Source organism: Chitinophaga sancti (genome assembly GCF_034424315.1).
GTDB lineage: Bacteria > Bacteroidota > Bacteroidia > Chitinophagales > Chitinophagaceae > Chitinophaga > Chitinophaga sancti.
This window is the reverse complement of sequence record NZ_CP139972.1, coordinates 4,204,299-4,219,247: the sequence shown is the minus strand read 5'-3', so window position 1 is coordinate 4,219,247 and position 14,949 is coordinate 4,204,299. Positions and strand designations below refer to the sequence as shown.

The 14,949-nt window shown below is 44.0% G+C and carries 11 protein-coding genes; 10 read left to right on the top strand and 1 reads right to left on the bottom strand.

Annotated features, from left to right (window positions below; translation table 11 throughout):
- Nucleotides 1-38: 38 nt before the first annotated feature.
- Together U0033_RS16145 and U0033_RS16140 are read left to right on the top strand one after the other, a co-directional pair.
- On the top strand, nucleotides 39-2,648 hold the full coding sequence (locus U0033_RS16145) for a carboxypeptidase-like regulatory domain-containing protein (RefSeq protein WP_083571471.1): 2,610 nt from the start codon (nucleotides 39-41) through the stop codon (nucleotides 2,646-2,648).
- 41 nt (nucleotides 2,649-2,689) lie between these two features.
- Nucleotides 2,690-3,550 (top strand): DUF4249 domain-containing protein, encoded by an 861-nt coding sequence (locus tag U0033_RS16140; protein WP_072359467.1) that lies wholly within the window; start codon nucleotides 2,690-2,692, stop codon nucleotides 3,548-3,550.
- A gap of 5 nt (nucleotides 3,551-3,555) precedes the next feature.
- Here the strand turns inward: U0033_RS16140 and U0033_RS16135 are convergent, their stop codons facing one another.
- The gene (locus tag U0033_RS16135) at nucleotides 3,556-3,756 is read right to left on the bottom strand and encodes a hypothetical protein (RefSeq protein WP_143150674.1); all 201 of its coding nucleotides are present in this window, start codon (nucleotides 3,754-3,756) and stop codon (nucleotides 3,556-3,558) included.
- Between the two features lie 608 nt (nucleotides 3,757-4,364).
- On the opposite strand from U0033_RS16135, the gene U0033_RS16130 reads away from it, so the two are divergent.
- From U0033_RS16130 to U0033_RS16095, 8 genes are all read left to right on the top strand, one after another.
- Nucleotides 4,365-5,180 carry a heme/hemin ABC transporter substrate-binding protein gene (locus U0033_RS16130; RefSeq protein ID WP_072359463.1) on the top strand — a complete coding sequence of 272 codons (816 nt, stop codon included), beginning with the start codon at nucleotides 4,365-4,367 and terminating at the stop codon, nucleotides 5,178-5,180.
- A 203-nt stretch (nucleotides 5,181-5,383) separates the two neighbouring features.
- On the top strand, nucleotides 5,384-6,439 hold the full coding sequence (locus U0033_RS16125) for a FecCD family ABC transporter permease (protein WP_072359461.1): 1,056 nt from the start codon (nucleotides 5,384-5,386) through the stop codon (nucleotides 6,437-6,439).
- A complete protein-coding gene (locus U0033_RS16120) occupies nucleotides 6,436-7,284 on the top strand; it encodes an ATP-binding cassette domain-containing protein (protein ID WP_072359459.1) in 849 nt (282 codons plus the stop codon). The genes U0033_RS16125 and U0033_RS16120 overlap by 4 nt, the downstream gene beginning before the upstream one ends.
- Before the next feature lie 3 nt (nucleotides 7,285-7,287).
- The gene (locus tag U0033_RS16115; RefSeq protein ID WP_072359458.1) at nucleotides 7,288-8,322 is read left to right on the top strand and encodes a hemin-degrading factor; all 1,035 of its coding nucleotides are present in this window, start codon (nucleotides 7,288-7,290) and stop codon (nucleotides 8,320-8,322) included.
- Nucleotides 8,323-8,471: 149 nt separating this feature from the next.
- On the top strand, nucleotides 8,472-8,789 hold the full coding sequence (locus U0033_RS16110; protein WP_317043293.1) for a DUF6686 family protein: 318 nt from the start codon (nucleotides 8,472-8,474) through the stop codon (nucleotides 8,787-8,789).
- Nucleotides 8,790-9,043: 254 nt separating this feature from the next.
- Nucleotides 9,044-11,104 (top strand): TonB-dependent receptor plug domain-containing protein, encoded by a 2,061-nt coding sequence (locus U0033_RS16105; protein WP_072359454.1) that lies wholly within the window; start codon nucleotides 9,044-9,046, stop codon nucleotides 11,102-11,104.
- A gap of 379 nt (nucleotides 11,105-11,483) precedes the next feature.
- Complete coding sequence (locus tag U0033_RS16100) at nucleotides 11,484-12,503, top strand: HmuY family protein (protein WP_072359452.1); 1,020 nt, start codon at nucleotides 11,484-11,486, stop codon at nucleotides 12,501-12,503.
- Nucleotides 12,504-12,753: 250 nt separating this feature from the next.
- Nucleotides 12,754-14,928, top strand: a complete 2,175-nt coding sequence (locus U0033_RS16095; RefSeq protein WP_072359450.1) for a TonB-dependent receptor plug domain-containing protein — start codon at nucleotides 12,754-12,756, stop codon at nucleotides 14,926-14,928.
- The last annotated feature ends 21 nt before the right edge of the window (nucleotides 14,929-14,949 follow it).

Below are 14,949 nucleotides of genomic sequence, written 5' to 3'. Positions count from 1 at the left end.
TCAATCAAGAAGGCAAACGCCAATTTTTAATTCAAGCTATGTCATTGCTCGGAAGAATGCTGCTGGGAATATTACTCATTCCCTTGCAGGTGTTAGGTTGGGACTGGCATACCCGGATCACTGTCACTGTAAACAATCAGCCGCTATCCGTTATATGCGGACAACTGGAATCCCAGTACGGCATACATTTCTCCTATAGCAGAGAAATCGTAGACCTTTCCCGCCGGGTAACAGTCAACTTTCAAGATAAACCCCTGAAAAGAGCCCTTGATGAACTCTTTTCTCCCTTTGATATCCGCTTCGCCCGTATCGGCGAACAAATTGTGCTTACCGTAAAAAAGTATCCCAATATCACTATCAGTGGTTATATACAAGACGTGCGAAATGGTGAACGACTCATTGGGGCTACTATCTATTCCCCTTCACAACAGGTAGGTGCCACCACGAATCAATTCGGCTTTTTTAGTCTGACGATTCCAAAAGATACAGCTAGTCTATGTGTAAGTTATATCGGTTATCTCTCACAGCGGCTTTGTATGACAGGGAAGTCATTTGTTATTGTCGGCTTACAGCCTTCCAATAGCCTGCGGGAATTCACTGTCTCGGATACCGCGCAAGGCCAGCGCCAAATGAGTGCGCTCCATGTGTCGCCTGCTGATGTAAAATCAATGCCACGCCTGCTCGGAGAATCTGATGTGATGCGGGCTATTGCCACATTGCCAGGTATATCTGGTGGTGTAGATGGTGGAACTGTGACCAGTGTAAGAGGTGGAGGTTCTGATCAGAACCTGATCTTGTTAGATGGTTCACCGGTTTTTAATTCTTCGCATCTCTTTGGTTTGTTCTCTGTGTTCAACCCGGATATTGTGAAAAGTGCAGACTTTTATAAGGGTGGTTTTCCTGCGAGGTATGCCGGCAGGTTGTCTTCAGTAATCGATATTTCCACTAAAGATGGAGATATGAAAGAATACCATGGCGAAGCATCTGCAGGTGTGATTGCTGTGAGAGGAATGGTAGAAGGTCCTATTAAAAAAGATAAGACCTCCTTTGTGGTTTCTGCCCGCAGGTCTATTTTAGAACCTATTCTGAATAATATTGATGAGGAAATTCAAAAGCAGAAGGGCACCAAAGTGAATCTTGTTTTTCATGATGTGAATTTGAAAATAAATCACATTTTTTCTCCGAAAGATCGTCTTTACTTTAGTAGCTATGTGGGAAATGATAACCTTGGCCTCACCTTGCAAAATAATGCGGATAGCACAACCGCAGCTAATCCCTTTAACGAAAGCACGGTGACAAGGCTGAACTGGGGGAATCATACTTTTGCTTTGAGGTGGAACCATGTTTTTAATCCGAAGTTGTTTGTCAATACGACACTCAATTATTCTCAGTATTACTTCAATATAGATTACAATTATTATTATCAGCCTTCCAAAAGCAGGGACTCCATTCACCTGTATGGCAAGTACTATTCAATGGTGAAGGATCTGATGTTGCGGACTGATGCGGAATTTATTCCTGATCCGAATCATATTTTCAAATTTGGAGCGGGGGGTATCATTCACAAATTTAATCCGGGGGTATCTGCATTCGAAGATTATTCACAGTCTAAAACTTTGTTAGACACGGCATATAACCAGGCGACCTCTGTTGGCGGGGAAGTATTGATGTATGCAGAAGATGACTGGACAGTTACCGATGCATTGAGAGTAAATATGGGCTTACATAGTTCAGGATTCCTGGTGAAGGGGAAATTATTTTATTCTTTGCAGCCGAGGGTGCAGGTGAGGTATCAGTTACCCAACCGATGGACGCTGATGGCAGGCTTTACACATATGAATCAGTATCTGCATGTGCTGAGTGAATCTAATGCGAGTCTGCCGATGGACCTGTGGGTACCGTCTACGAAGAAGGTGGGGCCGATGTTTTCCAGGCAATTTACTTTTGGTGTGAATAAGATCCTGAAAGATCAGCGTTACTCCCTTTCGGTGGAGGCGTATTATAAGAGTATGAGGAATGTGATTGAGTATAAGGATAACAGCAAGATCTTTAATTCAGCGAGTAAGAATTGGGATGATCATGTTGAGACCGGTACAGGCACGAGTTACGGCGGAGAGGTGATGCTGGAGAAGAGAAAGGGGAAACTGAGAGGGTGGATTGGCTATACGCTTTCGTGGGCGTACAGAAGGTTTCCGAATGTGAATGGTGGAGAACGGTATCCTTATAACTACGATGGACGGCATGATATTAAAGTGATGCTGATGCAGCAGGTTGGGAAGCGATGGGAGTTGGCGGCTAACTGGCATTTTAATTCCGGCCTGCCATTGACATTGCCGGTGGCGAGTTATGAAGGGGTGAATAATCCTTCTCCTTATGATGGTGGAGGTAGTTTCCCGGTGTTGGATCAGTTGAGTAACAGGAATCAATATAGATCGAGTGTGGTTCACAGGTTGGATCTGAGTGCGACGAATACGAAGGAGAAGTCGTGGGGGAGCAGGAGCTGGACGATTAGTTTGTTTAATGCATATAATCATGCTAATCCATTTTTGTATTCGATCGTAACGGATAAGCAGAATCAGAAAAGGTATTTGCAGGAGATTAGTATTCTGCCGATACTGCCGAGTGTGACATTTTCCATTAAGTTTTAGTGCTGGTTGCTGAACGTAGCAAAATTTAAATTTTTATTTCAATGCAAAAACTACTCATCTTTCTAACTATAATTATTCTCAGTTCCTGTGTCAAGGAGTCGAGGATTGAAATTCCTTATACAGGCAATAAGATTGTTGTAAACAGCCTGATTCAGCCAGACAGTCTCATCTATATCCGGGTGACTAGTAGTAAAAAAGTAACTGATTATACATTTGATCCATTGGATTCAGCTACGGTCGTACTCCAGGAAAATGGCATCACATTGCCTGCTCCTACATACCGGGTAATAAATGGGTATGGATATTTCGTATCACGATCAGTCGCGAAAACCGGTAGTCATTATTCAATACGGGTTGCCAATAATGGCCTCGGCTCTGTAAGTGCGGCTGACAGCACACCGGTTCGCCCAAAGGTAAGTGAAGCTTATGCACAGCGGGGACTCAACAGGGTACGATTTACCATGCAGGAAGATGGGAGTACAGTAAACTATTACCGTTTACGCATCTTCAATGCTGTAGCAGCTGGAGGCAATTGGGTAATAGACAGAACTGATACGATTCACTTCAGACTGGATCCTGCATTGAATAATGATCTGCCGGATATTATCACTAATGATTACAAAAGTGAGTCTATCCTGACAGATGCAAATTTCAATGGCAAAACCATACAGTTTGTACTACAGACGGAGAAAGGAGTGAGTAGTTCGCACATGATAATAGAATTAAGCGCGCTGACGCCGGCTTCCTGGAAGTACATGCAGTCTACGTCAACCCAGCGATTGAGTGACTCGGATTCGCAGAACATTTCCCTTGATCCGGAAAACGCTTATTCCAATGTAGAAAACGGGTATGGTATTGTAGCTGGCGTTAATGCGGCACGGTTGCTGTTTACAGTAGAATAACTCCCTTACTTTTCGATCTGATATTTCGAGACGATTTCATTTAACCGGCACGAAAGTTTTACGCATTCTGAAATGATGGTACTATCCAGTTCGGTGTACCCAGCTGACTCTAATTCATACAATTGAGGATAGAGTGAGGCCATCAGGCGCTTAGCAGCAGCTATCAATCCGTCCTGCAGATTGACAATTTGAATTTGTTCGCGCATAGTATTTTGATAATACGGCGATAGTGGATTTAGTGTTTCTTCCCAATCCATGGGCTTAAATTTTTCCGGTGACAGGTAATAGTATTAAAACAATAGATTGGATGGTTTGGTTTAACGATTATGCAAAATTGAGTAGTGGTTTTTTGAGAATGATCTTATAAATTCATTTCGTTTTAGGAAAGAATGGATTTCAAACGGCTAAATGTTTTCCCGACAAATTGAAAATCTACCACTTATCATCATTTTTCCTTTTGCGTAAAGATTGTCATAAAATTTTCCCGATTCGATTAGTTCCTTACATTTTCGTGACATAGATTTGCACCACTCAAACACTCCGCCACCTATCATCGGGCTTTCTGGTATATCTCCGCATACCATTCAGGCTGGTTGATAACCAATACTTTTTGATTTGACTTGCCGTCAGGGGATATTGCTATCCTCATGGGTTTTCTATGTCCTGACTGTAAAAAATTATAGTGAGTAATAACTTATTAAAGAAACCTTGCCGGAGCATGGCGGAGTAAAGTGCTCCCGGTGAGCGATGGTTGGCCCACAACCCCGGGTAGGGTCAACCATTATTTTTTCTATCAACTTATTTTAAAGATTTTATGAACCGCTTGATCGTCCTGACCGCTACCTTACTGGTGGCGATGAATACTTTTGCCCAGAAGAGAATTGTTTCCCTGAATGGTGCTGTTACAGAAATCGTTGTTGCGTTGGGTTTTGAAAGGAATATTGTAGGTGTGGATGTAACCAGTACTTATCCTGCCAGCATGCAACAGGTAGCCAAAGTTGGCCACAATAGAAATATATCTGCTGAACCTGTGTTGGCGTTGAACCCGGATTTGATCCTGGGTACTGATAATTTTTTACAGCCGGCAGTTGTTGAGCAGTTTAAGAATGTGGGGGTGAAGACGCAGATCTTTAAGCAGGAATTTTCTATTGAGGGTACGAAGAAGCTGATCACTGAGGTGGCAGCGGCTTTGCAGGTGCCGGCTAAGGGGGTGGCGCTGGTGAAGCAATTAGAAAAGGAGCAGGCTTCACTGAAGATAAAGCCAACGAATAAGAGGGTGTTATTTATATATGCGCGGGGTGCGGGTACTATGCTGGTAGCTGGTGCGGGAACGCCTACGGAGAAGATGATTATGCTGGCTGGGGCGCAGAATGCGGCGAGCGGGTTTAATGATTTTAAACCATTGACACCGGAGGCATTAGTGACGGCTAACCCGGATGTTATTTTGATGTTTGATGATGGGTTGAAGAGTATGGGGGGAGTGGATGGTTTGTTGAAGGTGCAGGGTGTGTTGCAGACGACTGCGGGGAAGGAAAAGAAGGTGGTGGTGATGGATGGGGCGCTGCTGACTGGGTTTGGGCCGAGGGTAATTGGTGCGGCGAAGGAGTTGGCGGGAAAGTTGAATCAGTAGTTTTTGAAGAGGAGAGGACATGATGGAATGGGAAGAGAGGAAGATCATTTGAGAGAAGAATTGAGTGGAAGCGAAGGGAAACCTTGTGAGGGAGAGATTGATTGAATAGATAGTGAGAGAGATTTTTGAAAGATGAGTGTAGAAAAAGAATAGTTAATGGCAGTGACCTTTTAGAGGATCAATGTTAGTAAACGGACTAGTTAATGAATAAGCTATTTAAAAATATCAGTGCCATCAGTGGTTTAACAATCCTGCTGGTACAGGTTATTCTAATAGCCACAGGCACCGGTGCTATGCATATGTCGCCCTTACAGGTGCTGGCAATTTTGTTGCATAGGGCAGGTATCAATATGCCTGTGGTGTATGAAGAAAATATGGAAGGAGTATTGTGGATGATCCGCTTGCCGCGTGTGATATTGGGTGTGTTGATTGGTGCGGGTTTAGGTGTGGCAGGGGCATCTCTGCAAGGCTTGTTTCGTAATCCGCTGGCTGATCCTGGTTTAATTGGGATTAGTTCGGGGGCTTCAATGGCTGCTGTGGTGATGATTATTATTCAGGGTTCGTTTCCGGTTTTTCAATCCATTCCTTTACTGAATTTTTATTCACTGAACTTCGCTGCTTTTGCAGGGGCTATTATTACGACGCTTTTTATTTTCAGCGTGGCACGTAGTGGTGGGCAGGCGGTGATATCTACTATGTTGTTAGCAGGTATTGCAGTGAGGGCTTTGTGTGAATCGGTGACTGGATTGATGACGTATGTGGCGAATAATGAGCAGTTGCGCAGTATTACATTTTGGTCATTGGGGAGTTTGGGAGGAGCGAGTTGGACGACAGTGATGGGGGTGACTCCTTTTATATTAATACCCGTGATGTTGTTGCCGCGGCTGGCACCGGCTATTAATCTGCTGGCCCTGGGAGAAAGAGAGGCGATGCATAGTGGGGTGAAGGTGTCGCAGCTGAAAGTGCAGCTGGTGATCCTGGCTACTATGGCGGTGGCAGCGGGTGTGGCAGTAGCTGGTATAATTGGGTTTATCGGATTGATCGTTCCGCATATTGTAAGGCAGTTTACCGGGCCGGATTACAGGATATTGATTCCTGGTGCTGCATTGTCAGGAGCCGTATTGCTGACGATTGCAGATTTGGTGTGCCGCACGATTATTGCACCTGCTGAATTGCCGGTAGGGATTATTACGGCTGTGATTGGTGCGCCGTTTTTCATTTGGTTAATTGTGAAGGAGAAGAAGACAATACCCGCATGATGTTGCACATTAAAAATATTTCACTCACGCTCGGGAAAATGCCCATCCTCAAAGACATCAGCTTTGCCGCATCTGCAGGAGAGTTGTGTGTGATCATGGGTGCCAATGGTGCCGGTAAATCAAGCCTGCTTAATGTCATTGCAGGCGAATACCCGGCATACAAAGGAGATGTGCGTATTGCAGGAGAGGAATTACGCAAAATTCCCATCGCGCAGCAGGCTACTACAAGAGCTGTTTTATCACAGCATGTAGTCCTTAATCAGCCATTTTCTGTGCAGGATGTTGCTGCCATGGGAAGGTTCGTATACAGCAGGCACTTAGATGCCCTGGATAAAGAGATTGTAATGTGTGCATTGAAAACTATGCAGGTGTATGACCTGAGAAACAGGCCTTATCCTACTTTGTCCGGCGGACAAAAGCAACGTGTACAAATGGCGAGAGTACTTGCACAATTGCTGGAAGCCCCCGGATTGCAGGAACTGGATTATACAGGAAAGAAAATGTTGTTGTTGGATGAGCCGGTAACAGGCATGGATATTTTGCACGAACAGTTGTCTTTGCAATTAGCCACTACACTGGCTTCTGCCGGGGTATTGGTGGTTGCCGTGCTGCATGATTTTCAACTGGCCGCGGCTTTTGCTCATCGCATCTTATTATTAAAAGCAGGTGCACTATATACAGGAGGTACTGTGGATGAGGTGTTGACTGCTGCACATATCAAAAATAGTTTTGGGGTAGACGTGACCGTATTGTCACATCCCCAATGTAATTATCCGCTGGTGGTTACCGCCGCTACCGCTGGTTTATTTCAATCACCTGCCGGGAAGGCATTAAATGTTTTTTAAAAAATGAATGAAATTGTAACATCCACTCTGAAAGACCAATGGATCGCATTTAGAGAACAAAACCCTAAAGTAAGGATACGTGATGCGGCGAAACAATTGCAGGTAAGTGAAGGTGAAGTGGTGGCAGCCTGCACTGGTAAGGCTGTTCAACATCTGAAGCCGGAGTTTCAGGCCCTGATGGAGCGCATGCCGGAATTGGGTAAGGTGATGGTATTGACACGCAATGAAAATTGTGTGATTGAAAGGAAAGGTTTGTTTGAGCAGGTGGATGCTGTTGGCAGACATGTGGGTACGGTGTTGGGAAAAGATATTGATCTGCGGATGTTCTTTAGTCGCTGGAAATTTGGGTTTGCGGTGGAGGATGATGCGGTTACCGGGTTTAAGCGTTCTCTCCAATTTTTTGATGCGCAGGGACATGCGATTATGAAGATCTATTCATTAGATCAGACTGATATGGGAGCATGGGATATTATTGTGGCAGCGTTTATGGCCGATGAACAACCTTTGGGTATTACAGTGGCTCCTGCGCCGGCAGCGACAGTGTATGCGAATGAAACGGCAGATAAAGTGGCTTTCCTGGAAGGATGGGCGGCTCTGCAGGATACGCATGATTTTTTTCCATTGCTGATGAAGCATAAGGTTTCCCGTACCTATGCACTGGAGATTGGAGAAGGCACGTTTACCCGCAGGATAGGGAAGGAGAGTGTAAAGAAGATTTTGGAGAGTGCGGCGGCGAGCGGGTTGGAGGTGATGGTGTTTGTGGGGAACCCGGGGAATATAGAGATTCATACGGGTAAGGTGGAGAAGATACTGGAGATTCCGGGATGGATTAATGTGATGGATCCAGATTTTAATTTGCATTTGAAGACGGATGATATTGCGCAAAGCTGGGCGGTGCAGAAGCCAGGTGTGGATGGCGTGGTGACATCGGTGGAGGTATTTGATAGTGCGGGTGAAATGATTGCGCAGTTCTTTGGGAAGAGGAAACCGGGGAACCCGGAACTGGAAGCGTGGAGAAAGCTGGTTGCTGAATTATAAATAAAGCGGGTCCGTCAAAGGCGGGCCCGCTTTATTTTTCCCAATATGGTAAATCCTTTTCCCGAATCGATCCATCCCCCTTTTTATTCCTCCTTACTTTTGCCGCATATTAATATCCTACCGAACCCTATTTTTAAACAAGATATTATATGTGTGACATTAAGACTTTATCTAAAAAAAATACGGCTCAAATTAGCCATTGTATGCACTGTCAGACGGTATTCATCTGGCATAATAATTTGTTACTCAACTTTTCTCCTCAAGATTTTCAGTTCTTTCGTGAAACAATGAACAGACAGGCGTTTGTAGACTGCTGCATGGTTTTTCCTGATGGTGAAGAACGTGTGATCATTCATGCTCCCTGTAAGGATATCAGCTTTACTTTTACCCATGATGAATTTGAGGATCTCAGAGATGCGATCGATGAGGCCTTACTGTTACAACAGGTGTATGAGCTGATCCGATAATTTCATTAAAGTTTCCCAATTGCGTAAATCATTTTCCTGATCAGATTAGCTGAAGCAAAGATTGTTGCTGATCTTTGCTTCACAATTTTACTCCGCTAGTATTCTGTATTGTGTGACTGTTTTCTCCGTAACAGCTTACACAATATTTTATTGTTTTCCGGTATCATGGTCTAATACCTTTTGGCCCTTACCTGTTTGCGTTTACAATGCATGCAGCATGGGAAAGGTGTGTCGATTGCAATCAAAAAATACTTATGAAGTTTAGGGTAATGCTATTACCCCTGCTATTCGCATGTTCGTACGAAAGCCGGGCGCAGACTAAGAAAGGAATGGATTCAGTGCAGTTAAGGGATGTGGTGGTGACAGGACAATACACACCACAATCTTTGAAGAATTCCGTATACCAGGTAAGAACGATTCAGGCAGATTATATTAAGATGCGTGGCGCTACCAATATCCTGGGTGTGCTGGATAATCAGTTGGGCATCCGTTTCTCTAATGATAATACCCTGGGTGAAACGGATGTGGAACTCATGGGGATGTCTGGTGCTGAAGTGAAGATCTTGCTGGATGGAGTTCCTTTGGCAGATCGTGGTAGTACCCGTCAAAGTCTTGCCCAGATTGATGTGCATAGTATTGAAAGGATTGAGATCGTGGAAGGGCCGATGTCTGTAGTATATGGTACGGATGCGCTGGCAGGTGTGATTAATATCATTACCAAAAAGTATAATGGCAATAAGCAGTTATCCGTGAATGCAGGTGTGCAGGAAGAAACTGTGGGGAAAGAATATGCGGCCTTTGATGGGAAAGGCCAGCACAATGCTTCGCTGGGAGTAAGCTGGGGTGATCATGGGTATTTTGCAAGTGCAGGTATTACGCGGAATAATTTTGGCGGATGGAGTGATACACTGACTGGCAGAGCGAAGGCATGGTTGCCGAAGGATCAGCTGATGACCAATGCCACTGTGGGGATTGACAGGAAAAATATTAAGGCCTGGTACCGGCTGGATTATCTCGATGAAGACCTGGCTGCAAAAGGAGATATTAACTATGATAATGGAAAAGCAACGGATGCACATTATCTGACTAAAAGATATACCCATCAGGCACAGGCTATATGGCAGGTGAATGACGACCTGAGTGTGAATGGTGCTTTGTCTTACCAGGCTTATAACAGGCATACACGTACTACTATTAAAAACTTTACGGACGGATCGGAGACTTTGTCAGCTGCCGCCGGTTCACAGGATCTGACTACATACAATGCCGTATTCTTCAGAAGTACTGCGCAGTATTCAGTCAGGCATCATTTATCATTACAACCAGGTGTTGAGTATAGTCGCGATGTTTCTTCCGGACAGCGTATTGAAGGCAGACCCAATATTTCTAACTATTCCATTTTTGCTTCTGCTGAATTGAAACCAACAGCAGGGATCAATATCCGCCCCGGTGTCCGCTTTAGTAAAAACTCTATTTATGATGCACCTCCGGTGATTCCTTCTCTGAACATAAAAGTTGCATTGACGAAATCATTAGATCTTCGGCTCTCTTATGCCCGTGGTTTCAGGGCACCGGCTTTGCGTGAATTGTATTTCAACTTCTTTGATGCCAGTCATAGTATTAAGGGGAATACGAATCTGAAGGCAGAGTATTCCAATAGTTTTACTGGTTCACTGAGCTGGCAGGCGATTCAGTCTGGGCCGGTGAAAGTGAATGTGACAGCGACGGGGTTTTATAACGACTTCGATAATATGATTGACTATGCGTATGTGGCGAATAGTGATACGATGACTTATGTCAATATCAGTAAGTTCAAAACTACGGGTGGTACATTGATGGGTAAGGTGAACTGGAAAAACCTGGAACTGGGTGTTGGGGGTTCTTATATAGGCAGATATAATAAGTTCTCTGCTGATGATTTGTATAAGGCAGCAGATCCTACGCCGACTTTTGTGTGGACCCCTGAGTTGAATGGGAATATAACTTATACTATGAGGAAGGCAGGAACTACTCTGAATCTCTCTTATAAATATAATGGTGTGAGACCTGCGTATGAGTCTGCGACGGCTGCGGATGGTACTACTTATTTACACGAGGTGAAATCGGGAGCTTATAATATGGCGGATTTTACGGTGATGAAAACGGTGACGAAGCTGGTGAATATTAATGCGGGGGTGAGGAATATTTTCAATGTGACGAATATCAGGAATAGTACGGCGAATAGTGGGGTAGCACATAGTGAGGGAACGCAGTTGCCGATGTGGTATGGGAGGAGTTATTTCCTGGGGGTGAATTTTAGCTGGAGTAGGAAATAAAATTTGAATAATAGTATTTCGAATATGCGGAAATAAAAACCAGTGAGCGGGAAGATTCTGAATACATGAATCAACTCTGGTGGTAAGAAAAATAACGAACCAGGTAGATATTAGAACTCATTTCATAATTACTATTTATGTATTGATTATCAATTGAAATGCCTGTTTGGGAAATGAGTTCAAAATAGGTAGATCAGTTCATGGCTTTACAAGGCAAAAAGATAATATCGATTTGTTGTCATTATAACATTATAAAACTTCAGGCTTCAAAATTCAAATCATTTTCCTACAACACAAATACTATGATCCGTTTTGATATCTCAATAGAACAGGAATTAATTCAATTGCTCATAAAATACAATTCAAAAATCAAAACTCTATGAAATTAAGCAGACTTTTACTCGTGCTTGGCCTTGCTATTACTGGATTATTTAGCGCATGTAGTAAAGATGAGGATGCCACTGTGGTGATTGCTCCTTCTGATGGATCCGAATTAACTTTAGATGGTGGCGGGGGTACGGGTTCTCCTAAAACAGTATATGTAGATATGAGTACTGATTCTGCTACTGCTGTGAGTCGTATCGCCTGGTCGCTGGGTTTCTATAGCGGTAGTGATTACAGGGTGATCCTGAATAGTTTCACTGCTATGAGTGCGGTAGCTACTACTAAAACTGATATAAGTGCTGTGACTACAGAAGATGCAAGTGGTGTGAGTCTGGCGATTGGTCAGGGGCAGGGTACACTGAGTATGATCGATAATGTGTATGGTGAACTGAGTGGTACTGTGATTGCGGAGGTTTCTGCTACTGCAGAGGCAAACCTGGTTTACCTGGTTAAACCGGAGACTGCGTCTGTTTCTGATCCTGCTACCTGGTATAAGGTGAAGATTACACGGAATGGTACTACTGGTTATACTTTGCAATATGCATTGCTGGGTGCAGGTACGGTGAATAGTGTGACGATTACGAAGAATAGCAGTTATAATTTTGTGTTCTTCTCATTGGAGAGTGGTGCTACTGTGAATGTGGAGCCTAAGAAAGCAGAATGGGATTTTGGATGGTCTTATGCGGCGTATTATACTGCGACGATTCCTTATTTCTTCTCTGATTTTGTGGTGATCAATCAGCAGGGTGGTGTTGCAGCTGCGAAGGTGGATTCTACTACAGTGGGGTATTCTGGTTTTAAGAAGGCGGATACGGCTTCCCTGACATTCTCTGCTAAGAGGGATGCGATTGGTAGTAGCTGGAGATCTACTGGTACGGGCATTTATAAGCAATATTATTATGTCGTAAGGGATCCGGCTGGGAATTATTATAAGCTGAAGTTTGTGAGTATGGGGATTAATGATGGTGGTGAGAGAGGGTACCCGGTTGTGGAGTATGCATTAATTAAAGAATAGGCGAAATTTTTGTGGCCTGCTTTGCCAGCCGCAAAAATCTCGGGCGCCGGGGGATTTATTGTTTGGCGGAGCAAAACGATAAATCCCCCGGTTTTTTGTTGGCAGTCCTACTTTTCCTGATTGCGTAAATTGTTTTCCCGTTTCGTCAATCCCCTGTCATTTTCCTTTTCTACTTTTACATCACTCCGCCCCGAACCAAAATATATTATTGTACCCGATATGCTGTAGATAGCAATATCCTTCAATTTTCATGCGTACCAGCAAAGAATTATACACGTTTATCATATTGTGTTGTGGTAGTTTGTGTGCCTATAGTCAGTCCGATACCTCCCATACTTTAAAGAGTGTGGAAGTAAAAGCCGTGCACCTGGAAACCCTTTCCAGCCGTGCAGCTATGCCCGTGACGGTTATTAGCCGCAAGACATTGGAGATGATGGGGAGTCGTCGTTTGGATGAGGTGATGCGGGAGCAGACGGGCATTGCGATTGTCAATGATGTTTCTGCGGGTTCAAGGGCTATTGGTATGCAGTTACAGGGTTTCAGTGCTGATTATATTTTGATTTTGATTGATGGTCAGCCAATGATAGGGAGAAATGCAGGAAATTTCGACTTGTCAAGGATTACTGTTGCTGATATAGAGCGAATTGAAATTGTGAAGGGCGCGAGTTCCAGTTTATTTGGAAGTGAGGCCCTGGGAGGTGTAGTGAATATTATTACGCGGCAGCGTATTGATGCGGCACAGGGGCAGGCTATTGTGAGATGTGGTTCACAAAATACGCAGGATTTTACTTTGGAAGGGGAGACTCCTTTTGGGAGAAGAAGGAATCGCATCGAAAAAGACAATGTTGCCGAAAGGACTAATAGCCGGACTGGTTATGCGGGTAATACCGATAGCAGGGGCAGCCTGAACCTATCGGGAAATTTTTATCATACGGATGGCTATAATGTGAATTCATTCCTTAGCAAGGGCACTACAGCACCTCCTTATGATAGCTATAGCCTGCAAGGCAGGATGCGCTATCAATTAAATGAGAAAAATTCATTGCACATTGCCGGGCGATGGGCATTACGTAATTCCATTAATGAATCTGTATATAGTTCCGGCCAGGTGGCAAATACAACCAGAGATGTATTGCATGAAAGCGATGTAAATAGCGCAATTGTTTGGCAGGCAAACCTAAACAAGGGCTGGCAATTAAAAACACAATACTATTTAACCAGGTATAGTACTACGCAGGATGTGAGTACAGGAAAGGCTATACAATTAAGTTCCAATGATTTTACACAATATTATCACCGCTTTGAAGAGCAGGTGCAATATGTGGCCTCTAACCAGTTATCATTTGCAGGTGGTGTGGGTGGCAATCTTGAGGTGATGGATGGAAATGATTTAAAGAGCGGGTATGCTTATCTGCAAGGTGACTGGAAAGTAAATAGTCGTCTCAGTTCCCGCCTGGGGTTCCGTTATGATCATTCCGATTTTTATGGCGGCAGATTGAATCCCAGCGCTGGATTGAAATATAGGCTGTCAGAAAAAATATCATTGACCGCCGCATTTGGTACTGGTTATAAAACACCTGATTTTCAGAAAAGGTACCAGGTATTCACCAATCCACAGGCGGGATATACGGTACTTGGTGTGGAAGAAGTAGCTACCCAGGTCGCTGCTATGCAGGCAGCGGGTTTGATCAGTGAAGTAAGACCTGTGGCAAAAGATATTAGTGCCGCACTGAAACCTGAAATAGCGGTGAGTTATAATATGGGGATCAGTTATACTCCTGTGAAAAATATCCGCATTGATGTAAACGGGTTCTATAACCAGCTGCACAATTTTATCAACACGGTGCAGATTGCTACCCGTACAAATTTTCAACCTATTTATTCCTATATCAATCTTGACAGGTCATTTACCGGAGGTGTAGAAACCGGCATCAGCATGCATGTGATGAAAGGGCTGGATGTTGCTGCAGGCTACCAGTTGCTGTATGCAAAGGATAGAGGTATTATGGATGCCATCAGGACGGGTGATTATCCTTATAATAAAATACGTAATAACAGTACGGGTGAAACAAGGACCTCGAAAGTCAGCGACTACATCGGCCTTGAAAACCGCTCCCGTCATATGCTGAACCTGCGTATGTTCTATGAATATGCTCCCTGGGGCATCAGTGCTACTTTCCGCGCTAATTACAAGAGCAGGTCAGGCTACGACGACGCAAATAATAACCGGTTTCTGGACACATACGATACATTCATTGATGCCTACTGCCTGGTATATGCAAGCATCGAAAAGAAACTTTGCAAAGGTCATCTGGCTGTACAATTTACAGCAGACAACCTTATGAATTATACGGATATGCTGATGCCAGGACAACCCGGTCGCATCCTGATGGCCGGGTTGAAATGGCGACTGTTTAAACAATAACCAAAATGTACAAGCAAGCCT